The sequence below is a fragment of the Hominiventricola sp. genome, from assembly GCF_057604405.1.
Genome location: NZ_DBLYVB010000001.1, coordinates 1 through 26,671, shown reverse-complemented (window position 1 = coordinate 26,671; position 26,671 = coordinate 1). Strand labels below are relative to the sequence as shown.

Here is a 26,671-nt window from a genome sequence, read left to right as displayed (position 1 = left end):
TCCGGGGGAGGAGAACAAATTATGAGATATCTGACTTTTGCCCTGGGTAAAGGGCGTCTGGCAAAGAAAACCATGGAGACCTTTGAAAAAATCGGAATTACCTGTGAGGAGATGAAGGATCCGGACACCAGAAAACTGATCTTTGTCAATGAAGAACTGAAATTGAAATTTTTCTTGGCCAAAGGACCGGATGTACCCACTTACGTAGAATACGGTGCAGCAGATATTGGTATCGTGGGAAGAGATACGATTCTGGAGGAAGGCAGAAGACTCTATGAAGTGCTGGATCTTGGCTATGGAAAATGCCGCATGTGTGTGTGCGGACCGGAATCAGCAAGGGAACTTTTACAGCATCAGGAGTTGATCCGTGTGGCAACCAAATATCCACATATTGCAAAGGACTATTTTTACAACCGGAAACACCAGACAGTAGAGATTATTAAACTGAATGGCTCCATTGAACTGGCACCTATCGTAGGGCTTTCCGAAGTTATCGTGGATATCGTGGAGACCGGTTCCACTCTTCGGGAAAATGGTCTGAAGGTGCTGGAAGAAGTGTGTCCGCTTTCTGCACGGATGGTAGTCAATCAGGTGAGTATGAAGATGGAAAATGAGCGGATCGGCAAGATTATTGCCGACCTGAAAGCAGTCTTATAGGAGGCAGAAAAGATGAGAATCGTAAAGCTGAGCCAGGAATCCAGACAGAATCTGCTGGAGAACCTGTTAAAAAGAAGTCCGGGAAACTACGGACAGTATCAGGATACGGTGCAGGAGATTGTAGACCGGGTAAAGACCGAAGGAGACAAAGCGCTCTTTGAACTGACTGCAAAGTTTGACTGGGACGGTATTTCCAAAGAAAATGTAAAAGTAACGGAAGAGGAAGTACGGGAAGCATACGATACCATTGATCCGGCTCTGACCGAGACCATCCGGAAATCTCTGAAAAATATCCGTGATTATCATGAAAAACAGAAACAGTACAGCTGGTTTGATACTACACCGGAAGGCACTATGCTGGGACAGAAGGTAACGCCTCTGGCCAGTGCAGGCGTGTATGTGCCGGGCGGAAAAGCAGTGTATCCGTCTTCGGTTCTTATGAACATTGTTCCGGCGAAAATTGCAGGCGTGGATCATGTGGTCATGTGTACACCCTGTAACAAAGAAGGAAAAGTAAATCCGGCCGTTCTGGTGGCAGCCAAAGAGGCAGGCGCTGATGAAGTTTACAAAGTAGGCGGTGCCCAGGCGATTGCAGCTATGGCATTTGGAACGGAAAGCATTCCGAAGGTCGATAAGATTACGGGACCTGGAAATATTTTTGTAGCACTGGCGAAAAAAGCAGTGTCCGGATTCGTGAGTATTGACTCTATCGCAGGCCCCAGTGAGATTCTGGTGCTGGCGGATGAAACTGCTAATCCGAGATATGTGGCAGCAGATCTTCTGTCTCAGGCAGAGCACGATGAGATGGCCAGCGCTATTTTAGTAACTACCAGCATGGAACTGGCAGAAAAAGTGTCTGCGGAGGTAGACGGATTTGTGGCGGTGCTGTCCAGAAAAGAGATCATTCAGAAGTCCCTTGATAATTATGGATATATTCTGGTAGCAGATTCCCTGGATGATGCTATCGAAACTGTCAATATGATTGCTTCTGAGCATCTGGAGATTGTAACAAAGAACCCCTTTGAGGCCATGATGAAGGTGCGGAATGCAGGTGCAATATTCCTGGGAGAGTACAGCAGCGAGCCTCTGGGAGATTATTTTGCAGGACCGAACCATATCTTACCGACGAATGGTACCGCACGCTTCTTTTCACCGGTATCTGTGGATGACTTTGTAAAGAAATCCAGCATCATTTACTATTCCAGAGAAGCACTGGAAAAAGTACATAAGGATATTGAATATTTTGCAAAAGCTGAGCAGCTCACCGCACATGCAAATTCCATTGCAGTCCGCTTTGAGCAGAGGGAGGACTAAAGTTGAGCAGACGGGCAGAAATTGAACGCAATACAAAAGAGACAAAGATCAAAATTGCACTGGAGCTGGATGGCACAGGAAAAGCAGAGCTTCACAGCGGCATCGGTTTTTTTGATCACATGCTGGATGGATTTGCAAGACACGGACTTTTTGATCTTACAGTAGACGTAGATGGGGATCTTGATGTAGACTGTCATCATACGGTAGAAGATACAGGCATCGTGCTGGGAAATGCTATCCGTGAAGCAGTGGGTGATAAAAAAGGCATCCGCCGCTATGGAAGTTGTATCCTTCCCATGGATGAGGCATTGGTACTGTGTGCTGTAGATCTGTCAGGAAGACCCTATTATGTATCGGATGCCAGTTTTTCAGCACCGATGATCGGAGATCTGGATACGGAGACGATCAGTGAATTTTTCTATGCGGTATCCTACAGTGCAGCCATCAACCTGCACTTTAAAGTATTTTCCGGCTCCAACAGCCATCATATCTGCGAAGCGATGTTCAAGGCTTTTGCAAAGGCTCTGGATGCGGCAGTAGCAGTGGATCCGCGTATTACCGATGTATTATCAACGAAAGGCAGCTTATAATATGAGAAAAAAAAGTCTGATACCGGTAATGCCGGTAAAAAACGGAAAAGTAAATGGCCAGGACGGAGCAGCACTGGCAGAATTTTACAGTGATAACGGAGCAGATGCCATTCTGGTATTTGATCTCTCAGACTCTGATGAAGAACATGATCAGAATATTGGTCTTCTGAAAGAAATTGTCCGCTGTACAGAGATTCCGGTTTATGCCGGAGGTCATATCCGCAGAGTGGAGGACGTAAAAAAGATTCTGTATGCAGGCTGTCAGATGGCAGTCCTGAATTTCGGACGTTCCAGCAATGTGGAGATGGCAGAGGAAGTGTCCAAACGTTTCGGAAAAGAGAAGATTGCATTCAGTATTTCAGATGAGTCTCAGTACAATGATAGTCTGAAAGAACTGGGCAGTCTGATTTTCTGGTCCGGATCAGATGAAATCTGCCCGGTGGCAGGAAAACTTACGGTGATCAGTATCAGTTCTGCATCTACGGATGATGCTGTAATCAATGTACTGTCCAATAAATGGGCGGATGGAATTGCCAGTGCTTATTTTTCATCCGGTGCGGCTGATTTCATGGCACTGAAAGCAAAAGCGGCAGACCGTGGCCTGCAGATGAACACATTGACCAGCAGCTATACATGGGACGATATGTGTCCGAATTCTGACGGACTGGTACCGGTGGTGGTACAGGATTATAAGACTTCTGAAGTGCTGATGGTTGCTTATATGAATGAGGAAGCCTTTGAGACAACTCTGAAGACCGGTAAGATGACTTACTGGAGCCGCAGCCGTCAGGAACTGTGGACCAAAGGAATGACAAGCGGTCATCTGCAGTATGTGAAATCCTTGTCCATTGACTGCGACAACGATACGATCCTGGCAAAAGTCAGCCAGATTGGCGCTGCCTGCCATACCGGTAATCATACTTGCTTCTACCGGGAAATGGTGAAAAAAGAATATCATGATGCCAATCCGCTGAAAGTATTTGAACATGTGTATGGTGTGATTCAGGACCGGAAAGAGCATCCGAAAGAAGGTTCCTACACCAACTATCTCTTTGACAAGGGTATTGACAAGATCTTAAAGAAGGTCGGCGAGGAGGCAACGGAGGTTGTCATCGCGGCCAAGAATCCGGATCCGGAAGAGATTAAATACGAACTGTCGGATTTCCTTTATCATGCCATGGTGCTGATGGTGGAAAAAGGAGTGACCTGGGAAGATATTACCAGAGAGCTGGCCAACAGAGAATAAACAGAACGACAACGGAACCGCCTTTTATTGCAAAGGGCGGTTTTTTTGCATGTTTCTGAAAATTGTCTCATAAGATAGTCCGGGGTGATGATCGATGGGAACATACAGAGAGCAGCTGTTAAAAGAGCGCGGTGAAATCCGGGAAGCAGAGGAACCCTCCAGGTTTTTGGCTATCTTTAAAATTCGTTTTTTCATCTGTCTTATTTTGTTTGGGGTGTTTTCCTATCTCTGGACAACCGGGCAAAGCGTCGGCCAGATATCGGCAGAGGATATCCTGGAACTGGTGACAGAGGATCAATTTTCAGAGGAACTGCATGCCCAGATGCAAAAGCTCGGACTTTAGGTGTGGACTTCATGGGTGGGTTCGTGTACAATAGTACAGAGACGAGAAAGAGGAATGAAAGGAACGAAAACGTGAATACTACTATAGATACAGAAATCAGAGCGAAAATTGCTGCGATGGACACATCCTTGCTGCCGCCGGTGCAGGAGCCGGAGCGGCAGTATTATTTTTTGAAAAAAGCAAAAGAACTGGTACAGGCAAAGTCTGAGGAGCTTGGACGGCCTCTGACTGCCTGCACTACGACCTTCGGGTGTCAGATGAATGCCAGAGATTCTGAAAAACTGGCAGGTATTTTACGGGAAGTTGGTTATGTGGAGACAGAGAATGAAGAAGCAGATTTTGTCATCTACAATACCTGTACAGTTCGTGAAAATGCCAACCTGCGTGTGTATGGACGTCTGGGGGTACTGCATGGCTACAAGAAAAAGAATCCCCACATGAAGATTGCCCTCTGCGGCTGTATGATGCAGGAAGCAACGGTAGTGGACAAGCTCCAGAAGAGTTACCGGTTCGTGGATCTGATCTTCGGAACCCATAATATCTTCAAATTTGCAGAACTTTTAGTGTCCACACTAGAGTCCGACAGAATGATCATTGACATCTGGAAGGACACGAACCAGATCGTGGAAGATCTTCCTATTGAGCGTAAATATGCGTTCAAGTCCGGCGTTAATATTATGTTTGGCTGCAATAATTTCTGCAGCTACTGTATTGTGCCCTATGTGCGCGGCCGGGAGCGAAGCCGGGAACCGCAGGATATTATCCGTGAGATCGAGGGCCTTGTAAAAGACGGTGTGGTGGAAGTCATGCTGTTGGGACAGAATGTCAATTCTTATGGAAAGAATCTGGAGCAGCCGGTGACCTTTGCAGAACTGCTGGAGGAGATTGAGAAGATCGAAGGACTGGAGCGTATCCGCTTCATGACCTCTCATCCGAAGGATCTTTCTGATGATCTGATCCGCGTGATGGCAAAGTCTAAAAAGATCTGTAAACATTTTCATCTGCCGCTGCAGTCCGGAAGTTCCCGGATCTTAAAGATCATGAACCGCCGGTATACCAAGGAACAGTACCTGGAGCTGGCACGAAAACTGCGGGAACAGGTGCCGGATATTGCACTGACCACGGATATTATTGTAGGGTTCCCGGGTGAGACGGAAGAAGATTTTCAGGAGACGCTGGATGTGGTACGCAAAGTACGCTACGACAGCGCATTCACGTTTATTTATAGTAAGAGAACCGGTACACCGGCGGCTGTCATGGAAGATCAGGTGCCGGAAGAGGTAGTAAAAGACCGATTTGACCGTCTGCTGAAAGAAGTACAGGAGATCTCCAAAGAGATGGCAGAACGTTTTACCGGTCGTGAGGAACTGGTGCTGGTAGAAGAAGTGAACGGACAGATGGAAGGTTATGTGACCGGACGTTTAAGTAATAATCATGTGGTTCATTTTCAGGGGGATGCCAGTCTGGTTGGACAGATAGTGAAAGTCCGTCTGGATGAATGCCGCGGATTTTACTACATGGGAAGCCGCATCGAATGAAAAAATAATAACTACGGGGGTATGAAATGAAGGGGAAAAGCTGGCGAATACTGAAAGATCTGGTGATGATCTTTGTGGCATCGCTGATATATGGAGCAGGAATCAGTCTGTTTCTGGATCCGAACAATTTAGCACCGGGAGGAGTCAGTGGAGTCGCAGTTATTCTGAACCGACTGAGCGGAATTGATACCGGTACCCTGTATCTGCTGGTTAATATTCCAATCATTCTTGTCGGAATCTGGAAATTTGGTCTTAGATTTATGGGAAAAACCATGTACGCAGTTATACTGACCTCGTGGGCGACAAATATACTGACACCCTATGGACCAATGACGACAGATCCTCTTCTGGCAGCATTGACAGGAAGCGTACTTCTGGCCCTTGGCATAGGGATGGTTTTTAAAGCGGGTGCCACCACAGGAGGTGTGGATATTATTGTCAAGCTGCTCAGAAAAAGATATCGTCATCTGAAGACAGGATTTTTGTTTGAGTGTACGGATCTTTTGATTGTTGCCTGTTCAGGTCTGGTTTTCCGGAATATTAATACCATTCTCTATGCGCTGATTGCTGTTCTGGTGAGCGGTGCGGCACTGGATTATGTGCTGTATGGCGGTGATGAAGCCAAGATGATTTATATCATTACAGAAAAGCCAGGAGAAATTGGCCGGCGGATCATGGAAGAACTGGACGTGGGGATTACGTATCTGAGAGGATCCGGTGGCTGGACAGGAAACGAAAAGCAGGTGATTCTCTGTGTGGTACGAAGAGTGCAGGGACCCCAGGTAGAAGAACTGGTGAAAACAGAAGATCCAGCGGCATTTATGATTGTTACCAGTGCCAGTGAGATTTACGGCGAGGGATATAAAGATTTTTTTGCAGAAAAATTATAGCCAGATTGCCCGGATTTCCGGGCAATTTTTGTGAGACAACGGATAGTTCATACAAAATGTCCTTGCACATAACGCAGTTTGGTGATACTGTATTTTGTACAGGGATTAAAAATAAAATACCAGATATAGTTTTGGAGGGAGTAACATGAAGGAAAATGCCATCGCATGTCCGGAGACCATAAAAAAGAGAAACGGAACTCCGGTACCTTTCGATGTGAACAAAATCCGCAGCGCGATTCATAAGGCAAACGAAGCTGCCCAGATTGAGGCAATCGCGCCGGTCCAGTTTGAAAAACTGGTAGATGAAGTGGTAGAATCCATTCCGGCAGGACAAGTACCGGACGTAGAACAGGTGCAGGATCTTGTGGAAGAGAAACTGATTGCCAATGGATTTGCCAAGACTGCGAAGGCATATATCCTTTATCGGGCAGAGCACACCAAGGTTCGCAAGACAGAGGCGGATCTGGTGAATATATACAGGGAGCTTACCTTCACCAGTGCCGCAGATGCGGATATCAAGCGTGAGAATGCGAATATTGATGCAGATACCTCCATGGGTACCATGCTGAAATATGGCTCCGAGGGAGCCAATTATTTTGTGGATAACTATATTCTGCCAAAAGACATTGCAGCAGCACATATCAATGGTGACATCCACATTCATGACAAAGATTTCTATATGTTGACGGAAACCTGCTGCCAGATTGACCTGGTGAAGCTGTTTCATGATGGATTCTCCACCGGACACGGATTTATTCGTCAACCGAAGTCCATTGCCAGCTACGCTGCTTTGGCCTGCATTGCTATTCAGGCAAACCAGAATGAGATGCATGGCGGACAGTCCGTACCGAACTTCGACTATGCCATGGCAGAAGGTGTGGCCTGCACTTTCCGGAAAGAATATTATGATGCAGTACAGCGTTATTTCTGGCTGGAATATGACTGCGAAAATGTGCTGGGCGAGGCATTCCGGTCTGCACTGAAAGATGCGATGCCGGACCGCATTAATATGAGCAATATTGATGACCATGAAGAATTACTGGTGCAGTGGCTTCTGGAGACCGGAGAGCAGTGGCTTGGAAAAACGCCGGCAGAAGAAGAAATACGCAGATGTCATAAGACATCCATCCGTATTGCCATGAAAGAGACGGATCAGGCAACTTATCAGGCAATGGAATCTCTGATCCACAACTTAAATACCATGAATTCCAGAGCGGGCGCCCAGGTGCCGTTCAGTTCCATTAACTACGGAACCTGTACTTCTCCAGAAGCAAGAATGGCCATGAAGAATCTTCTGAAGGTTACCGATATCGGACTTGGAAATGGTGAGACCGCCATTTTCCCGGTACAGATTTTCAAAGTAAAAGAAGGAATCAACTATAATCCGGGTGATCCGAATTATGATCTGTTCCGTCTGGCAATTAAAGTATCCACAAAGCGACTGTTCCCGAACTTCAGCTTTATCGATGCACCGTTTAATCTGCCTTACTACAAAGAAGGTGATTACAATACAGAGATTGCCTATATGGGATGCCGTACCAGGGTTATGGGAAATCATTACGACCCCACCAAGGAAGTGACCTGTGGAAGAGGAAACTTAAGTTTTACGTCCATCAACCTGCCGCGTCTGGGAATTCTTGCAAAGGGAAATATGGACAAGTTCTACAAGCTGCTGGATAAGCGTCTGGCCCTCTGCTGCAGGCAGCTGCTGCACCGCTTTGGTATCCAGAGCAGGAAGACGGTGAAGAATTATCCATTCCTTATGGGACAGGGCATCTGGATCGATTCCGATAAGCTGAATATCAATGATGAAGTTGGAGAAGTATTAAAACATGGTACTTTGAGTGTCGGATTTATCGGACTGGCAGAGACGCTGGTAGCTCTTACCGGAAAACATCATGGTGAGAGTGAGGAGAGTAGAAAGCTGGGTCTTGAGATCATCGGCCACATGAGAAAATACATGGATGATGAATCCGAGAAGACCGGACTGAACTTTACATTGCTGGCTACTCCGGCAGAAGGACTTTCCGGACGGTTCGTACGCATTGACCAGAAGCGTTTCGGCAAGATTCCGGGGGTGACGGACAGAGAGTATTATACCAACTCTTTCCATGTACCGGTTTACTATCCGATAGGCGCATTCCAGAAGATTAAGATTGAAGCTCCGTATCATGCACTGACCAATGCTGGTCATATCAGCTATGTGGAGCTGGATGGTGATACCGCCAAGAATCCGGAGGCATTTGAAGCTATTATCCGCTGCATGAAAGAAAGCGGCATCGGTTACGGTTCTGTAAACCATCCGGTTGACCGTGATCCGGTCTGCGGATTTACAGGAGTGATTGACGATGTGTGCCCGAGATGCGGACGTCATGAAGGCGAGGCAGTATCTATTGAACGATTGAATGAACTTCGGAAAAAATATCCGGATATCCCGGTATATTTTGATCCGAATCACTAATAAAAAGGAGATGTTTGTTATGGCAGGAAGAGTATTACCTGAAAACGGAATGGTTGGGGGAGATGTAAAGTTTGACAGAATCCGTCGGATTACCGGATATCTGGTAGGCACGACCGATCGTTTCAACAATGCGAAGAGAGCGGAGGAAAGGGATCGTGTTAAACACAGCCTGTCCTAAGTTACGTATTGCCGGGACTGTTCAGGATTCTATCGTGGATGGCCCCGGCATCCGATTTGTCATCTTCACCCAGGGATGTCCCCATCACTGTCCCGGATGTCATAATCCCCAGACTCACGACTTTGCAGGGGGATATGAGGTGAACTCAGAAGAGCTGATTCAGAAGATGGAGGAAAATCCCCTTTTGTCGGGAGTAACCTTTTCCGGAGGGGAACCCTTCTGCCAGGCAGAGGCGCTGGTTCCCATTGCAGAGGCAGTGAAAGCCGCCGGAAAACATCTGATGGTTTATACCGGATACTTATATGAGCAGCTGCTCGCTATGAAAGATCCATTTGTACAGCGGCTTTTGGAACTGGCCGACGTGCTGGTGGATGGTCCTTTCATTCTTGCGGAGCGGAATCTGACCTTACAGTACCGTGGAAGTGAAAATCAAAGGGTCATTGACCTGAAAAAAACAAAAGAAGCCGGAGAGATTGTTCTCTACCGGAGCGAATATGAAGAACTGGAAGACTGCTGGTAACATGGCAGTCTTCCTTTTTTCTTTCCGTCTTTTCTCTTTTTACATTTCTTTACATTTTACAGATTTACTTTACATAGTTTTGCGACTTTTTTTACGTGAAGCAGATAGTATATTTTACATCCACAGACTAGAATTGTCCAAGGAAGGAGAGAGATATGCAGACATTAGTAAATCGAAAAAACCTGAAACATGCGGCAGTCGTTCTGCTGTTCGTACTTCCCGCATTCATCCCATTATTTATTTTCTGGCTTTATCCGATCGGCCGTTCTATCTGGCTTAGTTTTACAGACTGGGATTTTATGACACCAGAATATCATTTTGTGTGGTTTAAGAACTATCAGGCCCTGCTCAAAGACAGTCGTTTTTATGCGGCTCTCTGGAACACCATCATTTTCACGGCAGGTACATTGATTCCGACCATTGCAGGTGGACTGGGACTGGCACTTCTGCTTCGGAAAAATTTTAAAGGAAGCGGATTTTTCAAATTTGTCCTGTTTTCCCCATGGATCACACCGACCGTTGCCATTTCCATTGTATGGACCTGGATTTTCAGGGAGGATGGAGGTCTTGCCAATGCAGTTCTTGGTATCTTTGGACTTCCTGCACTGAAATGGATCAGCAGTTCCCAGACAGCTATGCTGTCGGTCATCATCGTAACAGTCTGGAAGAGTCTTGGATATGCCATGATTTTTTATCTGTCCGCGCTGGAAAAAGTACCAGTAGAATATTATGAAGCGAGCAGCCTGGACGGAGCGAAGCCATTGCGGCAGTTCTTGGATATGACACTCCCAAGCATTTCACCGACGACTTTTTTTCTGATGATTATTACCATGGTCAATTCCCTGCAGGCTTATGATCAGATTCAGATTCTGACCCAGGGCGGACCAAGCGGAAGTACCCGGACACTGCTCTATATGTATTATCAGCTGGGATTCGAAGAATTCAAGATGGGACAGGCAACCTCTGTTGCAGTCATCATGATAGTGATTACCGTTCTTCTTTCTCTGATACAGTTTGTGGCATCCAAACGATGGGTACATTACTAGGAGGAGCATATGAAAAAGAAAACAATCTCTCCCGTAGATTTAGCAGGGAGAACAGCCAAATTTACAGTGCTCATACTGGTCAGCCTTTTTACGGCATTCCCGTTTTTATGGATGATTTTAAGTGCACTGAAAACAAAAACGGAGATTATGGATGTATCGGCCTTTTTTCCATCCACTCCTCAATGGAGTAATTTTATTTCCGTTGTCTTTCAGTCCCCGCTGCCCTCCTATATCTGGAACAGCTTGCTGGTTTCCGTGATTGTGGTGGCACTTCAGATCTTCACCGGAGCCCTTCTGGCTTATGCCATGGTATTTCTGGAGTTTAAGGGACGAAACCTTTTATTCCTGATTGTAATGGGAACTTATATGCTGCCGGTAGCAGCAACCTATATTCCCAGTTACATTATTTTGTCAAAATGGAATCTTCTGAATACATTGACCGGCCTGGTGATCTCCAGTACAGTCAGTATCTTTGGAATTTTCCTGCTGCGTCAGGCATTTATGCAGGTGCCAAAGGGACTGATTGAGGCGGCCAGAATTGACCGGGCCAGTCATTTCCGGATTCTCTGGGAAATTGTATGTCCCATGACAAAATCATCTTTTATTACATTTGGTTTGATGAGCTTTATTTCAACATATAACAACTACATGTGGCCATCCCTGATTACTAATGACAATACCAAATATCTGGTATCCCAGGGACTTCGAAGTTTCTTTATCGAAGGAGGTGCCTACGGAACGGAGTGGGCGCTGGTAATGGCGGGAAGTGCACTGATTGTGGTGCCGCTTCTGATTTTGTTTGCATTTACACAGAAATGGTTCATCAACGGTATCGGTGGAGACACCGGAATGAAAGGCTGATGCGAAACGCACAGCAGACTATCCTGAGGAGGAAATGAAAAAATGAAGAAAAAAATGGTATGTATGATGCTGGTATCTGCAATGTTGGCAGCAGCAATGACAGGATGCGGAAATGCATCCGAAGCTACTGGAGAAGCAGAGACTGCGAATACAACAGGCGACACCGCAGTGGCAGACAACAGCCAGGATACGGCATCTGGCACACCGGTAGAGGTGGAATTCTGGTATTCCGGCGGAAAGACAGCAGTTGGTGTGATTCAGGAGATTGTAGACAGCTTCAATGAGTCCCAGAGCCAGTATCATGTATCTACTGTAACCCAGGCAGATTACGATGAGACCTATCAGAAGCTGAAGGCAGGTATTGCCGGAAATGCAGCTCCGGATCTGGTGCTTCTGAATGTGGAGGCAGCAAGAAATCTGGACAGCAAGAGTTTGCTGGCAGATCTTCAGCCCATGATCGATGCAGACAGTGAGTTCCAGAAAGATAACTATTTATCTGTGTTTTATGATCAGGGTGTAGATGATGCAAATGTAGTATTCGGTCTTCCGGCTTATGGAACCACACAGGTGATGTACTATAACAAAGCCGCTTTTGAAGAGGCAGGCATCCATGCAGATGATATCAAGACCTGGGCAGATCTGGCAGATGCCGCACAGAAGATCAAAGCAACTGGCAACTACGAGTATGGCTGGGAGCCAATGTGGGGTGCAGATAACATGATTGATGCTGCATTCAGCAATGGTGCAAAGATTTTCAGTGATGACGGTACGCAGGTAACCATTAATACTCCGGAGTGGGTAGATGTATGGGAGTCTTTCCGTACCTGGATCCATGATGATAAAACTATGGCTATTCATTCCGGCGGACAGGGCTGGGAGTACTGGTATGCAACCATTGATGATGTCATTGCAGGAAAAGCAGGCGGATACACCGGTTCTTCAGGAGATCAGGCAGACCTTGATTTCAGTATTGTAGCAGCAATGGAGCAGCCGGCATGGAGCAGTGAAACTTCCTCCGCACCGATGGCTGAGACCAAGACTTTAAGTGTTCTGGAAGGTTCTTCCGATGAAGAAAAACAGGGTGCCTTTGAATTTATCAAATACTTCACAAACGCTGATAACCAGGCAAAATGGACCATGTCTACCGGTTATGTAGCAGTTAACCAGCAGATCAATGACAATGCAGATTATCAGGCTTATGTAGCAGAGAATCCGCAGGCAGCAGTACCTTTTGCACAGGCTGCTCATGGAACAGTATATCCCTACGATCCGACGAACGGAGCTATCAAGGATGCCCTGAAAGTAGCAGCTGATAAAGTGGAGATTGATGGAATTGATGCCCAGACTGCCCTTGATGAGGCACAGGCAACCGCCCAGGCAGCCCTTGATGAGGCACTTGGTAAATAGTGATGAAGAAAACACTTACCTTTCATATAGAGGAAAAGGCAGAGACGTTACAGGAGGGGACCTTCAAGGTCCCTTCCGGCTGTCTGACTCTCACTTTTGTTCATGATCTGGATGAAGCATTCGCATTTCTCGTATTTTTGCTGATCCGCGATCCGCAGGGAAATCTCCGGCTGCAGAAGCAGCTGGCCCATGGGGAGCCTGTGATTTCCCTGGGTCAGAATGGCATGGATACGACGATCGGCGGCGTTCCGGGTCCTATTCCTGAAGGCGAATGGACGGTACAGGTCTGTCTTTTTGCGGAACATCTGGATCGGATTATGGATGGAAAAAAAGTATGCTTTTCGGTCACCGTCTCAGATGAAAAAGCAAAGATTACGGAACAGATTGGTCCGCATGTCTGGACCAGGGGTTCTTTAGCTTATGAAAAATATGAATATGACCGATTATATAAGAAAGCATGCCGCTGGTATAAAGGAGATTTTCATACCCATACCCGTCTTTCCGATGGCAAGGAAACTACATGGAATGCTACCCGAAAAGCAGAAAAGGATGAACTGGATTATTATGTACCAACGGAGCATAACGTAGTGCATACGGGCTGGCAGGACACAGATGTGATGATTTTGCCTGGGGTAGAGATGACCACAATACTCGGTCATGCCAACCTCTTTGGACTGACTGGCCGGCCGGAAGGATTAACCAGTATTCTTAGTGATAAAGAGCCGGAAAAGCTGGAGATGGATATCGAAGCTATGATCCAGGAGTGCAGGGAAAAGGGATGGCTTTTCAGTGTGAACCATCCGTTCCTCTATATCTGGAAGTGGCTTTATGGTGACCTGAAACTGGCAGATATGAACTGCCTTGAGATTATAAATGATCCGACTTATGCGGCAGACGAAAAAGCCCATGCGGAGGAAGCCAACCAGAAAGCGGTATATTTGGCTGATTTTTTGTGGGCGGATGGATACCGAATCTGTGCAGTAGGTGGAAGTGATTCCCATAATCTTCTGGAAGAGCGATATGGAGATGCCATGGAACCATCGGTGCCGGGAGATCCGGCAACCTATGTTTACATGGATGGGATGTCACCGGAACATCTGCTGAATGCATTGAAAGCATGCCATGTCTATGTGACGAGGCACTGTTCTGTAGAAAATGTTCTGGAAGCAGATGGACGGCCTGTCCTGTTTGGAGATCAACTGCCCTACCGTACAGGAGAGATTCGGTATGAGTTCCGGTTTCTGGGACTTTCTGAAGAGCCGGATGTATTTTTTATAGAGAATGGAGAACGGCATTCATGCAGCTCTGTCATGGAAAAGGACGGCATTTACAGGGTGAAAGGAACAATCAAACTGAGCCGCTGCGATTATACCTGGATTCGGTTTGGTGCAGAGACAAAAGACGGTCAGTTTTTATTTTATGCAAATCCGGTAACGACCGGATGCAAAACAGAACATAAGTTCATAACATTTGAAGAGGTGAAAACCTGTCTGGAAGGATGCTGGAAAGATGATCAAAGGAATTCTTTTTGATAAGGATGGAACACTGATTGATTTTTATAAAGTATGGGGAACTGCCGCCGGACCGGTCATGGACCGGCTTTTGGCAGGCTGCCATATGGGAGAACGTGAATTCCTAAAAAAAGAACTGTTAGAAAGACTTGGTATTCATGATTCGGAGATCGACCCGGAAGGAGCATTCGCGTGGATGACATATCGGGAGATTACGGACGTGATCTGGAATTTCCTGAAAGAGAAACATCCGGAACTGCTGCCGGAAAAGCAGGAGTTACTGGGAAAAGTACAGAATGAATTTTGCACAGAAGTGGTGGAAAAAAGAAGGGATTATCCGGTGTTTACAGAAGTGAAGGAACTATTCCGGAAGCTGACAGAAGAATATGGTGTGAAGGTAGGGCTGGCGACAACAGATACCTATGCCTCTGCCAGAGCATGTATGGACTGCCTGGATGCGTCCGGATATGTGACTTTCTGGGGAACGGATGATGGGACCCTTCCGGTAAAGCCGGATGGAAAACTGGTGGAACTGGCTGCAGAAAGCTGGCATATAAAACCGGAAGAACTCCTGATGGTAGGGGACACCCCCAATGATATGAGATTTGCACATAACGGACATGCACTTGCACTTGGCGTTTTAAGCGGTACCGGAAAGATACATCATATGGAATGCGTGGCTGATGATCTGATAGAGTCTGTTGCAGAACTTCCTGCATGGCTGGAAGGAAAAAGAGGAGAAAATAATGGCAGAAATTGAATTAAAACATGTATGTAAAACCTATGAAAACGGATTTGAGGCCGTGAAAGATTTTAATCTGAAGATTGCAGACAAAGAATTTATCATTTTCGTAGGACCATCAGGGTGCGGAAAATCTACGACGCTTCGTATGATTGCAGGCCTTGAGGATATTTCCGGAGGAGAACTCTATATCGATGGGGTGAAAATGAATGATGTCAGTGCCAGTGACAGGGATATTGCCATGGTATTTCAGAATTATGCACTTTATCCCCATATGTCGGTGCAGAAAAATATTGCCTACAGCTTAAAAATCCGGGGTGAGAAAAAAGATGTCATCGAGCAGAAGGTGAAGGAGGCTGCAGAAATTCTGGGGCTGAAAGAAGTGCTGGACCGGAAGCCGGGGCAGCTGTCAGGAGGACAGAAACAGCGTGTGGCCATGGGAAGAGCCATTGTCCGAAATCCGAAAGTCTTTCTGATGGATGAACCCCTGTCCAATCTGGATGCTAAATTAAGAGGGCAGATGCGTGTGGAAATTGCAAGTCTCCATCATCGTTTGGAGAGTACTTTTATTTATGTGACTCATGATCAGACAGAAGCCATGACACTTGGGACCAGGATTGTGGTTATGAAAGACGGTGTTGTACAACAGGTGGATACGCCGCAGAATCTGTTCCGTTATCCGGCAAACCAGTTTGTGGCCGGATTTATCGGAACTCCACCCATGAATTTTATGGATGGGGTATTTGAATATAAAAACCAGCAGCTTGCTGTCCGGACTAATGACGGAATTGCGATTCCATTGACAGAAGAGAAAGTAAAACATGCGCTGGAGCGGGCGGACGTGGCCGGAAAAGCAGTGGTAGCAGGAATCCGTCCGGAGCATCTGCGTCTTCTGAAAGACGGAGAGGAAGAGGTTTCTTTTATTTCAGGTGAGGTGGATGTCTACGAAATGCTTGGTTCCGAGGCAATTGTCTATGTCAAACAGCCGGGAAATGAAAACAGGATTATTGCAAAAGTGGATGCAGATACACATCTGAAACCCGGTGATAAAATTCGGTTGGCATTTGATCTGGAAAAACTTCACGTGTTTGACAAACTGACCGGGCAGACGATTACGAATTAGTTATCATGAGGAGGAGCTTAATGCCTTATTTATTGCTCGCAATTGCCATCGGGTCAGAGATTGTAGCCACAACATTTCTGAAATACTCAGAAGGATTCAGCCGTCTCATACCAACATTGATTTGTGCTGTATTCTATCTGATTTGTCATGTGACATTTGGAAAAACGGTTATGAAACTGAATCTTGGAATGGCATATGCAATCTGGTGCGGTGTGGGTATTGTAGTAACCACACTGATTTCAGCAGTTGTTTTCAGAGAAAAAGTCAGCACTTTAGGGATTTTTGGAATTGTATGCATTATGATTGGGTGCGTGATTTTAAATATGAATGGAACCGGTCGATGACTGGTTCTTTTTTACTGAAAGGAATGAGCATGTTGAAATCGTCAATTTCGATTAAAATTTCACAAAATCTTACAAAATGATCTGGACGAAATGAGAAATTTGTGAGAAAATAAATCCATATGAGGTCTCCTGTCCAAAGACCTGATATGATTATTTGAAAGGAGTTTCAAACAAATGATTTATTCACGTGAAGTAGAAGAAATGTGTCCGGTAGCTCAGGGTGTACATCATGGTGCTGCTCCGATTCCGGAGGAAGCAAAATGGGTACAGGCTAAGGAAGTAAAAGATATTTCCGGTTTTACCCATGGTGTGGGCTGGTGTGCTCCGCAGCAGGGTGCTTGTAAACTTTCCCTGAACGTAAAAGAAGGTATCATCCAGGAGGCTCTTGTTGAGACGATCGGATGTTCCGGTATGACCCATTCTGCAGCTATGGCAGCAGAGATTCTTCCGGGTCTGACCGTTATGGAAGCACTTAACACTGACCTTGTATGCGATGCTATTAACACCGCTATGAGAGAGCTGTTCCTTCAGATCGTTTACGGACGTTCCCAGTCCGCATTCTCTGAGGATGGACTTGCAGTTGGTGCTGGTCTTGAGGACCTTGGAAAAGGCCTTCGTTCCCAGGTTGGTACTATGTACGGTACTCTGAAAAAAGGACCTCGTTATCTGGAGATGGCAGAGGGCTATGTAACCGGTATTGCACTGGATGCAGACGATCAGATCATTGGATACCAGTTCGTATCTCTTGGAAAAATGACTGACTTTATCAAAAAAGGCGACGATCCGAACACTGCATGGGAGAAAGCAAAAGGTCAGTATGGCCGTGTTGCAGATGCAGTCAAGATCATTGACCCGCGTAAAGAGTAATTCTGGGAGGTAGACGAAAATGGCATTATTTGAATCATATGAAAGACGTATTGATAAAATCAACGCTGTTCTGAACAGCTACGGCATCGCTTCTATCGAAGAAGCTGAGAAGATCACCAAAGACGCTGGTCTTAACGTATACGATCAGATCAAAGGCATTCAGCCGATCTGTTTCGAGAACGCTTGCTGGGCTTACACTGTAGGTGCAGCTATTGCAATCAAAAAAGGATGCCGCAAAGCAGCAGATGCAGCAGCAGCAATCGGTGAGGGACTTCAGTCCTTCTGTATTCCGGGATCCGTTGCAGATACCCGTAAGGTAGGTCTGGGACATGGAAATCTTGGAAAAATGCTCCTTGAGGAGGAGACCGAGTGCTTCGCATTCCTGGCTGGACACGAGTCCTTCGCAGCAGCTGAGGGTGCAATCGGTATCGCTGAGAAAGCAAACAAAGTTCGTCAGAAACCGCTTCGTGTTATCCTGAACGGTCTTGGAAAAGACGCAGCACAGATCATTTCCCGTATCAATGGATTTACTTTCGTTGAGACTGAGTATGATCCGTACACCAACGAGGTAAAAGAGATTTCCCGTAAATCTTACTCCGAGGGTCTTCGTGCAAAAGTTAACTGCTACGGCGCTAACAGCGTTCCGGAAGGTGTTGCAATCATGTGGAAAGAGAACGTAGACGTTTCCATTACTGGTAACTCTACCAACCCGACCCGTTTCCAGCATCCGGTAGCAGGTACATATAAGAAAGAAAGACTGGAAGCAGGAAAGAAATACTTCTCCGTTGCATCCGGCGGTGGTACTGGACGTACTCTGCATCCGGACAATATGGCAGCAGGACCGGCTTCCTACGGAATGACCGATACTCTTGGCCGTATGCACTCTGATGCACAGTTTGCAGGTTCTTCTTCTGTTCCGGCTCACGTAGAGATGATGGGTCTGATTGGCGCAGGTAACAACCCGATGGTTGGTATGACTGTTGCAGTTGCAGTTTCTGTTGAGGAAGCAGCAAACGCTGGTAAATTCTAAAAAATATTTTTTAACTAAGAAGGGGAGCCATTATGGCTCCCTTTTCTGTTTTCTTATGGGGTGATACTATGAAACGAAAATTGATTCTGATAGCAGCTGTAGTTCTGATTGTCTTATTGGCAATTGCTGTTATTTCCATTCTGGCACAGACACCGATGCCAATAGGCTGAAGGAAATACGGGAGGTGAGTCATTATGTGGTTTATTTTTGCTTTACTGTCTGCTGTGTTTGCGGCACTTACCTCAATCCTGGCGAAGATCGGCATTGATGGTGTGAATTCAAACCTTGCAACCGCAATTCGGACCATTGTAGTTCTTGTTATGGCGTGGGGAATGGTTTTCCTTACGAATGCTCAAAATACAATAACAGGGATCAGTAGCAAAAGCTGGCTATTCCTGATCCTTTCAGGTCTGGCGACAGGTGCATCATGGTTATGCTATTATTATGCACTGCAGGTTGGAAACGTATCGAAGGTTGTACCGATTGATAAACTCAGTGTCATTATTACATTGCTACTCGCATTTGCCTGCCTGCATGAGCAGTTTACAGTAAAATCGATCATAGGATGTATCCTGATCGGAGCAGGAACTTTGCTGATGGCAGTATAAAAACAGGAGGTAAACCGAAATATGACAGAAAGAGAAAAGGCTCAAAAAGGGTATTTGTATGATGCGAATTATGATCAGCAAATCATAGAAGAACGGACGCGATGTGCCGATCTGTGTTATGAATTCAATCAGTGTAGACCATCCGATACAAAAAAACAGAAAGAGCTGTTGACGAAGATTCTCGGAAGTATGAAAGAAAATCCGGTTATTACCGCACCGTTTTATTGTGATTATGGGTTCAATATTTCGATTGGGAAAAATTTTTATACCAACCATAATGTAACGATACTGGATGGAGCGAAGGTTACGTTTGGAGATAATGTATTCATTGCTCCTAACTGTGTATTTTCTACAGCCGGGCATGCAATAGACAGTGAGCAAAGAAGCCGGGGGCTGGAAATTGCATTGCCGATTACTGTGGGGGATAATGTATGGATTGGAACTAATGTATCTGTATTGCCCGGCGTGACAATAGGAAATAATACTATTATTGGTGCCGGAAGTGTCGTCAATAAGAACATTCCGGAAGGTGTGATTGCGGCAGGCAATCCCTGTAAAGTGATTCGTAAAATAACTGAAGAAGATAAGAAAAAGTATCCTGTGTGGGAATGATTATTAAACCGTGGAACAAAACAGGAAATCAGTGAGTGGGTAAAATCTTTATAAACAATAGAGATTTGAAGGGACACAGATTTGACAAAGGAGTATGATTGTATGAAGAAGAAAAACATAATTGCGATATGTGCTGTATTAGTAATTTTAGGCATGGCAATAGTCCTTGTATTGACTGGAAATAGAGGAAATGTATCAAATGTCAATCGTGTTGTTGGTTACTCCGCCCTCTATGGTGAAAATTCAATCAATGAAGCATTTGATGTCATAGAGAAAAAATTTGCAAAAGACTTTGAAGGTTGCACACTTACTGAACTTCGCTATGACGAGGATGTTGAAAACAGATTTGCAGAAGAAATTGAGAAGTATCGAAAAGAAAATAATCAAGAACTTATTGTGGTATTATCAACCTTTGATACGGACGAAAAAGGTGGAGATGATGGGTTCAATCCTAATGATACATACACCAACTGGCAATGGCATTTAGTGAAAACGGCAGATAAAAAGAGTTGGGAAATAATCAATTGGGGTTATTAATCAATTTCCAGGTTGATGAGGAGGTAGTACATGGAAAAGAAAACAAAGTAGGAGAGAGGTAAATACACCATGAATTTGAAAAAAGTTCATCATATTGCCATTATTGGGAGCAACTATGAGCAATCAAAGCACTTTTATGTGGATCTGTTAGGTTTTTCTATTATTCGAGAAAATTACAGACCAGAACGTGATGATTACAAAATTGATCTTCAACTCGATGAGATGGAATTAGAACTTTTTATCATCAAAAATTGTCCGAAGCGCCCCAGTTATCCAGAGGCTTACGGTCTCCGGCATCTTGCTTTTGCTGTAGACTCGGTCGATAATACCGTAAGAGAATTGAATAAAAGGGGTATCATAACTGAGCCGATTAGACTTGATATTTACACAGGCAAAAGAATGACATTCTTTTATGACCCTGACAATCTACCCTTGGAAATTCACGAATAAAGGATTGCAGTTAAAAGATGTGCCCTGTTTGGACTGAGATTTTATAACTTCCAGTTGTGCGCCCAGCTAAGGGTATGTAGTCAAGCCGGTGGGATTCCGGTTTATCCAAGGTTTAGCCAACCAGATAATAGCGAGTTTTGGGATGATGCCGGTAACGGCATCTGACAAGCGTAGACAGCAAGAAAGCAGGGGTGTATGAAGAAAATCGTATGTACAATGCTATGTAGTATGCTTTTATTTGGTTTGAGTGCTTGTGGTGGAGATGTCAGTGAAGTAAAAACTCATAATGTTGAATCTGAGAGCTATTCAGAAGAGGATATTAAAGCCGCTATTGACACAATAAAAAAGGAGTTTAAGAGTGACTGGAAAGGATGCACTCTCACAGAAATTTACTATGCCGGAGATGACTGCACGAAAGATCATAAAGATTGGGCAGACAGAAACAATGCAGATGAAGTCATTGTTTTATTATCTTCATTCGATGTTGATTCATCTGGTGGAGACGGGTCTTTGAATCCAAATAGTACATACAGTGATTGAAAGTGGATTTTAGTTAGAACAGATGGCGGAAAGTGGCAGCATGTTGACTATGGATATTAAGTCAAATTCTTGTAGATAAGGAGACGGGAGTTAATTACCTTTGTTGGAAGTCCGGATATGGAGCTGGTGTTACACCTCTCCTAGACTCTGAAGGAAAAGTTACAGTTACAAAGTAAAATCCAGTTTGCCACTGCATTTGCAAATGCTAGACGGAGATAAGAGAATAACAAAGACTCAAGTGAGTAGGAGAAAATCAATGAGAAAAGATATTTATAAATCCAAGAGAACAAAAAGAACAGAAATCACTTCGTGGGCACTTATAGTGGTGGTGGTGTTGGCATTGCTGTCGCCTTTTATTTATCGCAAGGTTTTGGTACGGGATTCCGTAACAGAATACAAAGAACTGCTGGTTATAACGAAAGGCAAGGCTAAAAAAGCTGACAGAGGGTACAATCAGAAGAAAAGACATTACAGTGGTGCGAGCAAAACTACAACAATGTACTATGTAAGAGTCAATGCTTCTGACCTGGATTGTGGTGAAGAAACTATGGATGTAGAAGTATCATCAAGTATTTATGATAATGTCGTGGAAGGTGAGTACCATGAGTTTACAGTTGTTACGGACACACTGATCACGGGAAAGAAACGGGTGCGGATTTATTATTAAGTGCTTTTGAGATATTGATAAAATATGTGAAGAAAAATAAGCAGATAAATGGATTTAATATAAAAATTGAGATTTAAGGCGGCAAAAATAAATGGATAAAGAAAACGCAATTTGGTGTTAAATGGAATAGCTATTCCCATTAGTGTATTTGCTTTATATACATTTATCTTTGTATTTGATAATGGTATAGGATAGCTTAACTTCTGGACATTGTGACCAAAAGTTGTTTTACAACTGAATATGGAACTTATGACATGGGAGCTTTTCTAAAAATTATAATTCAGAGAAGCTCCCTTTTTATTTTTGAAAAAAGGAGACAAACAAATGGGCTTTTTTACAACATCAGTAACAGGACTTAAAACAGTAGTAATCGCAATCGGCGCAGGTGTGGGTGTATGGGGCGTTATCAATCTTCTTGAAGAATACGGAAATGATAATCCCGTTGCAAATGCTCATGTGCGGTAAAGTAACACAATAATATACATAGGCGGACACCCTACTATTCCGAATGAGAATGGAACAGTGACATTTAATGTTGCTGTTCCAGTTTTAGTTTCATATTTCTTAAATCCTTTTGAACGCTGTTGACTTCTATTACGGTTAGTGATATATTTATTACAGTAACCGTAATAAGGAGGATAAACAATGCGGGACAATGTGAAAGGTGGTGCGCTTACAGAAGTGACATTTTACATTCTACTTTCCCTCTATACTCCAAAACATGGATATGCTGTCATGCAATTTATTGAAGAAAAAACAGGTGGGCGGCTTTCATTGGGAGCTGGCACTTTGTATGGTGCATTGAACTCTTTGCAGGAAAAAGAATGGATTAAGCCCTGCGGAGATTGTGAAGGTAGAAAAAAAGAATACATCATTACTTCACTGGGGAAAGAAGTCGCAGAAAAGGAACTTGTAAGGCTTGAAGAACTTGTAGGGGTTGCAAGTGGAATTATTGGAGGTGCAGTATGAGCAAAAAATGTTATCATTTTTTTGGTGGTCTATTAAATGCACAGGCAAATTGGCTTAATAAAATGTCGGAGAAGGGCTATCGCCTTATTCGAGCTGGGAAAATGCTATATGAGTTTGAAGAATGTAAGCCTAATGAAGTAAAATACTGTGTAGAATTTATTGGAGAAAAATCGAAAGAGAATGCAAACGACTATTTTCTTTTTTTAGAAGATATGGGTTATAAGGTGTTTTTCAAAAATATCAATCTTAACTATTCTGTTGGTAAGGTGCGTTGGCGACCATGGGCTGAAAAAGGTGGACGCATTGCGACCAACGCTACAACTTTCAATCGTGAATTGCTAATTGTAGAAAAAGAGAATGACGGAAAACCGTTTGAACTTCATACTTCCTATGATGATAAAGAAAACTATTACAGAAATCTGCGTAATCCATGGTTGTTAATACTGCTTATGTTTGCAATATTTGCAGTTATAAATCATTCGGTTGTTTTTGGTGTGCTTGCTTTGATTTCTCTGATTCCCGTTCTTGTATATCAAATACAAATCATGCACAATAGGAAAGAAGCGAAAACGCAAGAATTATAAATAGCAAACCCAGCCGAGCCAGTCAACGGCAAGTAAATGGGCTGCGCCCACCGTTGACAGCCCCGACCGTCCTTGCTGGTGGGTAATCAAGGGGCGACAGCAGAAAATGCTGCCGCCCTTTCCCATAATCGAAGAAAGGGGGATTTTCCATGACCGAACAGGAAGCCTATCAAGAACATATCCGCTATACCCATGATACCTATTGCCGGATTGTTATTCGCCATGCGTCCTTTGACGCCGCCCGTATGCTGGCAGCGAGGTGGAAACGGGAAATCTCCCTTGAATATTTGACCGAAGAAAAGTTTGTCCCACTAAGCACCACAGACGAGTATTTTCAAGTGCCGGACTATGGCGAAACTTATCCATTCTCTGTCCGAGGGCAGACGATACTTTTAGATAGCTGTTCTCTTGCAGCTGCTCTTGCCGGGCTGCCGGAACAGACACAGGAGGAAATCTTTTTATATTACTTCCAGCGCTTGACGCAAAAAGAAATCGGAGAACAGAGCGGCTGGACACGCAGCACAATCGGGCGGCATATCCAGCTTGCCTTGAAGCGGCTGAAAGAGGAAATGGAGGTGCTGTCCCATGAGTGATCGGCTTCTCCCCTATGACACGATTATAAAGGCACACGAGGGCGACCCCATAGCGATACAAGCCGTCCTTGACCGTTACGCCGGATATATCCGCTACTTCTCCAAGATGAACGGCTATTATAACTCTGATATGGAGGACTACATCAGAACAAAGCTGATAGAAAGTCTGTTTAAGTTCCGGCTTGGCTGATAGTATAAAAGCAGAATAAACGACACCTATGTTATTATTCCTAAAATTAAAGAAAAACTTAATAAACTTTACCTATATTTTTGATGTGCGGTACTGTATAATAAAAATAAAAACTACATCAGCACGATAGGAGAAATCAATATGTCAATCACAGATATTTTAATCCGTTCAATAAGCGGATATGTTTTTATAGTTCCTGGACTTTTGCTATATTTTATTATATTCAAAAAAACCAATAAAAACCAAATGCCACTTCATATTGCAACGGTATTTGTATTTTGCTATTATCTTATTGGCGTTCTAACGATGACAGGTATTGGAAAACTGAAAGTATTTGAGCCAACAATAGTACTTATTCCATTTCGTGATATGATAAGCGGACCAATAGACACCATACTAAATGTCGTTCTGTTTGCCCCACTGGGATTTTTCCTACCACTACTGTATAAGAAATATAGCCACATTAGCACTGTTGCATTGACTGGTTTTCTTTTTTCACTATCTATTGAAATTGTCCAAATGTTCGGCAGAGGGGCAACAGATATAAATGATTTAATAACGAATACAGTTGGGGCGTGTTTAGGATTTTTTATTTATCAGTTACTTAATAAACTAATTCCAAAAGAAATATGTGGGAAGTTTCAAGCTTATAAAATAAATGATAGAATAGAGGTATTGTTCCTTATAATTTACTCATTTGTAATTATGGTCACAATTCAGCCTCTTGTTATCAGCCGCTTGTTTAGACTGGGATAAATTCTTAATTTGAATAACTGATTAGCTATTTTAGAACTGAATAACCGCCGCACCGCAGCGGCACACGAAGCAGTAAATCCGAAAAAGATTTGCTGCTTTTTTTTGCGCCCATTTTTGGCAAATTTCCAAAAGTTCCGTATTAGATAGTGAAGTCAAAAAAGGCTGCCGTTTTTTTCAGACAGCGGGCAAAACGCAGCTTCCGAAACGCCTTATTGTCGGGAAAGACCGAGCCGCCGGAAAAGTTCTTGCCGGAAAGTCCGTCCATTCTGCTCTTTTGTGGTTTGTAGGGAGTAAGGGGGAGAATGCCAGCCTGCCGCCTTTTATGAAAAAAGCTGGTTATAGATTTCTCAAAAAAGTGGCAGTAGGAAGTGAACAGCAGTCCGGCAGTTTCTTAGAGCAAGATTCTACCGCAGTACCAAAATTCGCTTACCGCTCCTTTTGTCCCTGCGGGAATCTTGTTGGGGAGTGCCTTCCCCAAACCCTGCTTATGCGGCATATGCCGCTTATCACAGCCGCAGCTATGCGGCAACAGAAAGGAGGTCTTGCACCATGCGAAAAAGATACAACACGCCCCACCGCAGCCATGTTATTAAGACCCGGCTGTCTGATGAAGAATACGCCGACTTCACGAAGCGGCTTGCCCCTTATGGTATCAGCCAGTCGGAGTTTTTACGGCAGGCAATCCGGCAGGCAGCCATACGCCCCGTTATCCATGTGTCGGCGGTCAATGATGAACTGCTTTCCGCTGTCGGGAAGCTGGCTGCGGAGTACGGGAAAATCGGCGGCAACCTAAATCAGATAGCCCGCTGCTTAAACGAATACGGCGCACCCTATCCCCAGCTTGCAAAGGAACTAAGGGGGACGGCGGCGGAACTGGCAGCCCTCAAGTATGAAGTCTTGCAGAAAGTAGGTGGAGTGGTTGGCGATACTCAAACATTTCAGCTCTAAAAATGCAGACTACGGGGCAGCCGAAAAGTATCTGCTGTTCCAACACGACGAATTTACCATGAAGCCCGTCCTTGATGAAACCGGGCGGCTTATACCGAGGGAGGACTACCGCATTTCTTCCCTCAACTGCGGGGGCGATGATTTTGCTGTCGCCTGTATGCGGGCAAATCTCCGCTATGGGAAAAACCAAAAACGGGAGGACGTAAAGAGCCACCACTATATCATTTCCTTTGACCCAAGGGCCGGCACAGACAACGGCTTGACCGCAGACCGGGCGCAGGCGTTGGGCGAGGAATTTTGCCGGGAACACTTCCCCGGACACCAAGCCCTTGTCTGCACCCACCCGGACGGGCATAACGGCAGCGGGAACATTCATGTGCATATCGTCATAAACAGTTTAAGGATTGCAGAAGTTCCGTTCCTGCCCTACATGGAGCGACCCGCCGACACAAGGGAGGGCTGCAAGCACCGCTGTACGGACACCGCCCTGCGCCATTTCAAAGCCGAAGTCATGGAGATGTGCCACCGGGAGGGGCTTTACCCAATCGA

35 protein-coding genes are annotated in these 26,671 nt (G+C 44.8%); 34 read left to right on the top strand and 1 reads right to left on the bottom strand.

Going from position 1 to position 26,671, the window contains the following annotated elements; all coding sequences use genetic code 11:
* Positions 1–21: 21 nt before the first annotated feature.
* The 32 genes from hisG to ACZMB2_RS00020 all read left to right on the top strand — a co-directional run bounded on the left by hisG (position 22) and on the right by ACZMB2_RS00020 (position 25,174).
* Positions 22–657: an ATP phosphoribosyltransferase gene (gene hisG / locus ACZMB2_RS00175; protein WP_118769584.1), complete on the top strand. Its 636-nt coding sequence runs from the start codon at positions 22–24 to the stop codon at positions 655–657.
* 12 nt (positions 658–669) lie between these two features.
* The gene (gene hisD / locus ACZMB2_RS00170; protein WP_487594973.1) at positions 670–1,971 is read left to right on the top strand and encodes a histidinol dehydrogenase; all 1,302 of its coding nucleotides are present in this window, start codon (positions 670–672) and stop codon (positions 1,969–1,971) included.
* 2 nt (positions 1,972–1,973) lie between these two features.
* Complete coding sequence (gene hisB / locus ACZMB2_RS00165) at positions 1,974–2,561, top strand: imidazoleglycerol-phosphate dehydratase HisB (protein WP_118769586.1); 588 nt, start codon at positions 1,974–1,976, stop codon at positions 2,559–2,561.
* 1 nt (position 2,562) lies between these two features.
* A complete protein-coding gene (gene hisIE / locus ACZMB2_RS00160) occupies positions 2,563–3,807 on the top strand; it encodes a bifunctional phosphoribosyl-AMP cyclohydrolase/phosphoribosyl-ATP diphosphatase HisIE (RefSeq protein ID WP_487594972.1) in 1,245 nt (414 codons plus the stop codon).
* Positions 3,808–3,901: 94 nt separating this feature from the next.
* Positions 3,902–4,150: a hypothetical protein gene (locus tag ACZMB2_RS00155; RefSeq protein WP_118769588.1), complete on the top strand. Its 249-nt coding sequence runs from the start codon at positions 3,902–3,904 to the stop codon at positions 4,148–4,150.
* Between the two features lie 116 nt (positions 4,151–4,266).
* Positions 4,267–5,688 carry a tRNA (N6-isopentenyl adenosine(37)-C2)-methylthiotransferase MiaB gene (gene miaB / locus ACZMB2_RS00150; protein WP_487594971.1) on the top strand — a complete coding sequence of 474 codons (1,422 nt, stop codon included), beginning with the start codon at positions 4,267–4,269 and terminating at the stop codon, positions 5,686–5,688.
* A 26-nt stretch (positions 5,689–5,714) separates the two neighbouring features.
* Positions 5,715–6,578, top strand: a complete 864-nt coding sequence (locus tag ACZMB2_RS00145; RefSeq protein WP_487594970.1) for a YitT family protein — start codon at positions 5,715–5,717, stop codon at positions 6,576–6,578.
* Between the two features lie 145 nt (positions 6,579–6,723).
* Positions 6,724–9,039: an anaerobic ribonucleoside triphosphate reductase gene (locus ACZMB2_RS00140; protein WP_487594969.1), complete on the top strand. Its 2,316-nt coding sequence runs from the start codon at positions 6,724–6,726 to the stop codon at positions 9,037–9,039.
* A gap of 19 nt (positions 9,040–9,058) precedes the next feature.
* Positions 9,059–9,217, top strand: coding sequence for an anaerobic ribonucleoside-triphosphate reductase (gene nrdD / locus ACZMB2_RS00135; protein WP_118769592.1), 159 nt, complete (start codon positions 9,059–9,061; stop codon positions 9,215–9,217).
* Complete coding sequence (gene nrdG / locus ACZMB2_RS00130; protein WP_487594968.1) at positions 9,195–9,737, top strand: anaerobic ribonucleoside-triphosphate reductase activating protein; 543 nt, start codon at positions 9,195–9,197, stop codon at positions 9,735–9,737. Before nrdD ends, nrdG begins: the two co-directional genes overlap by 23 nt.
* A 155-nt stretch (positions 9,738–9,892) precedes the next feature.
* Positions 9,893–10,783, top strand: a complete 891-nt coding sequence (locus tag ACZMB2_RS00125) for a carbohydrate ABC transporter permease (protein WP_308460201.1) — start codon at positions 9,893–9,895, stop codon at positions 10,781–10,783.
* A 9-nt stretch (positions 10,784–10,792) separates the two neighbouring features.
* Positions 10,793–11,644 carry a carbohydrate ABC transporter permease gene (locus ACZMB2_RS00120; RefSeq protein WP_487594967.1) on the top strand — a complete coding sequence of 284 codons (852 nt, stop codon included), beginning with the start codon at positions 10,793–10,795 and terminating at the stop codon, positions 11,642–11,644.
* A gap of 42 nt (positions 11,645–11,686) precedes the next feature.
* Positions 11,687–13,051 (top strand): extracellular solute-binding protein, encoded by a 1,365-nt coding sequence (locus ACZMB2_RS00115; RefSeq protein ID WP_487594966.1) that lies wholly within the window; start codon positions 11,687–11,689, stop codon positions 13,049–13,051.
* 2 nt (positions 13,052–13,053) lie between these two features.
* On the top strand, positions 13,054–14,583 hold the full coding sequence (locus tag ACZMB2_RS00110; protein ID WP_487594965.1) for a CehA/McbA family metallohydrolase: 1,530 nt from the start codon (positions 13,054–13,056) through the stop codon (positions 14,581–14,583).
* Positions 14,561–15,322: an HAD family hydrolase gene (locus ACZMB2_RS00105; RefSeq protein ID WP_487594964.1), complete on the top strand. Its 762-nt coding sequence runs from the start codon at positions 14,561–14,563 to the stop codon at positions 15,320–15,322. Before ACZMB2_RS00110 ends, ACZMB2_RS00105 begins: the two co-directional genes overlap by 23 nt.
* On the top strand, positions 15,309–16,427 hold the full coding sequence (locus ACZMB2_RS00100) for an ABC transporter ATP-binding protein (protein ID WP_487594963.1): 1,119 nt from the start codon (positions 15,309–15,311) through the stop codon (positions 16,425–16,427). Before ACZMB2_RS00105 ends, ACZMB2_RS00100 begins: the two co-directional genes overlap by 14 nt.
* Positions 16,428–16,447: 20 nt before the next feature.
* Positions 16,448–16,771 (top strand): DMT family transporter, encoded by a 324-nt coding sequence (locus ACZMB2_RS00095; protein WP_308460206.1) that lies wholly within the window; start codon positions 16,448–16,450, stop codon positions 16,769–16,771.
* A 174-nt stretch (positions 16,772–16,945) separates the two neighbouring features.
* Positions 16,946–17,638 carry an iron-sulfur cluster assembly scaffold protein gene (locus ACZMB2_RS00090; protein ID WP_158433583.1) on the top strand — a complete coding sequence of 231 codons (693 nt, stop codon included), beginning with the start codon at positions 16,946–16,948 and terminating at the stop codon, positions 17,636–17,638.
* A gap of 19 nt (positions 17,639–17,657) precedes the next feature.
* A complete protein-coding gene (locus ACZMB2_RS00085; RefSeq protein WP_487594962.1) occupies positions 17,658–18,668 on the top strand; it encodes a GGGtGRT protein in 1,011 nt (336 codons plus the stop codon).
* Between the two features lie 194 nt (positions 18,669–18,862).
* Positions 18,863–19,276: an EamA family transporter gene (locus ACZMB2_RS00080; protein ID WP_487594961.1), complete on the top strand. Its 414-nt coding sequence runs from the start codon at positions 18,863–18,865 to the stop codon at positions 19,274–19,276.
* Between the two features lie 21 nt (positions 19,277–19,297).
* Positions 19,298–19,888, top strand: a complete 591-nt coding sequence (locus ACZMB2_RS00075; protein ID WP_487594960.1) for a sugar O-acetyltransferase — start codon at positions 19,298–19,300, stop codon at positions 19,886–19,888.
* A 102-nt stretch (positions 19,889–19,990) separates the two neighbouring features.
* A complete protein-coding gene (locus ACZMB2_RS00070; protein WP_487594959.1) occupies positions 19,991–20,425 on the top strand; it encodes a hypothetical protein in 435 nt (144 codons plus the stop codon).
* A gap of 69 nt (positions 20,426–20,494) precedes the next feature.
* Complete coding sequence (gloA2, locus tag ACZMB2_RS00065; protein ID WP_008402179.1) at positions 20,495–20,875, top strand: SMU1112c/YaeR family gloxylase I-like metalloprotein; 381 nt, start codon at positions 20,495–20,497, stop codon at positions 20,873–20,875.
* Positions 20,876–21,070: 195 nt separating this feature from the next.
* Positions 21,071–21,415 carry an LptM family lipoprotein gene (locus ACZMB2_RS00060; protein WP_487594958.1) on the top strand — a complete coding sequence of 115 codons (345 nt, stop codon included), beginning with the start codon at positions 21,071–21,073 and terminating at the stop codon, positions 21,413–21,415.
* A gap of 53 nt (positions 21,416–21,468) precedes the next feature.
* A complete protein-coding gene (locus ACZMB2_RS00055) occupies positions 21,469–21,591 on the top strand; it encodes a DUF6440 family protein (RefSeq protein ID WP_487595288.1) in 123 nt (40 codons plus the stop codon).
* 80 nt (positions 21,592–21,671) lie between these two features.
* Complete coding sequence (locus ACZMB2_RS00050) at positions 21,672–22,082, top strand: hypothetical protein (RefSeq protein ID WP_487594957.1); 411 nt, start codon at positions 21,672–21,674, stop codon at positions 22,080–22,082.
* 324 nt (positions 22,083–22,406) lie between these two features.
* Positions 22,407–22,547 (top strand): Maff2 family mobile element protein, encoded by a 141-nt coding sequence (locus ACZMB2_RS00045; RefSeq protein ID WP_487594956.1) that lies wholly within the window; start codon positions 22,407–22,409, stop codon positions 22,545–22,547.
* A gap of 180 nt (positions 22,548–22,727) precedes the next feature.
* A complete protein-coding gene (locus ACZMB2_RS00040) occupies positions 22,728–23,051 on the top strand; it encodes a PadR family transcriptional regulator (RefSeq protein WP_097772864.1) in 324 nt (107 codons plus the stop codon).
* Positions 23,048–23,635: a DUF2812 domain-containing protein gene (locus tag ACZMB2_RS00035; protein WP_097772863.1), complete on the top strand. Its 588-nt coding sequence runs from the start codon at positions 23,048–23,050 to the stop codon at positions 23,633–23,635. The genes ACZMB2_RS00040 and ACZMB2_RS00035 overlap by 4 nt, the downstream gene beginning before the upstream one ends.
* A 149-nt stretch (positions 23,636–23,784) precedes the next feature.
* Positions 23,785–24,228 carry a sigma-70 family RNA polymerase sigma factor gene (locus ACZMB2_RS00030; RefSeq protein ID WP_097772862.1) on the top strand — a complete coding sequence of 148 codons (444 nt, stop codon included), beginning with the start codon at positions 23,785–23,787 and terminating at the stop codon, positions 24,226–24,228.
* Positions 24,221–24,418: a helix-turn-helix domain-containing protein gene (locus ACZMB2_RS00025; RefSeq protein WP_097772861.1), complete on the top strand. Its 198-nt coding sequence runs from the start codon at positions 24,221–24,223 to the stop codon at positions 24,416–24,418. The genes ACZMB2_RS00030 and ACZMB2_RS00025 overlap by 8 nt, the downstream gene beginning before the upstream one ends.
* 141 nt (positions 24,419–24,559) lie before the next feature.
* Complete coding sequence (locus ACZMB2_RS00020; RefSeq protein ID WP_097772860.1) at positions 24,560–25,174, top strand: VanZ family protein; 615 nt, start codon at positions 24,560–24,562, stop codon at positions 25,172–25,174.
* A gap of 139 nt (positions 25,175–25,313) precedes the next feature.
* Here ACZMB2_RS00020 and ACZMB2_RS00015 read toward each other — a convergent pair whose 3' ends face one another.
* Positions 25,314–25,439 (bottom strand): hypothetical protein, encoded by a 126-nt coding sequence (locus ACZMB2_RS00015; protein WP_272111341.1) that lies wholly within the window; start codon positions 25,437–25,439, stop codon positions 25,314–25,316.
* Positions 25,440–25,723: 284 nt separating this feature from the next.
* Between ACZMB2_RS00015 and ACZMB2_RS00010 the strand changes: the two genes are divergently transcribed.
* Positions 25,724–26,122 (top strand): IME relaxosome accessory protein, encoded by a 399-nt coding sequence (locus ACZMB2_RS00010; protein WP_109258806.1) that lies wholly within the window; start codon positions 25,724–25,726, stop codon positions 26,120–26,122.
* Positions 26,094–26,671, top strand: a 578-nt coding sequence (locus ACZMB2_RS00005; protein WP_487594955.1) for a relaxase/mobilization nuclease domain-containing protein, incomplete at its 3' end; no start/stop codon positions are given. The genes ACZMB2_RS00010 and ACZMB2_RS00005, both read left to right, overlap by 29 nt.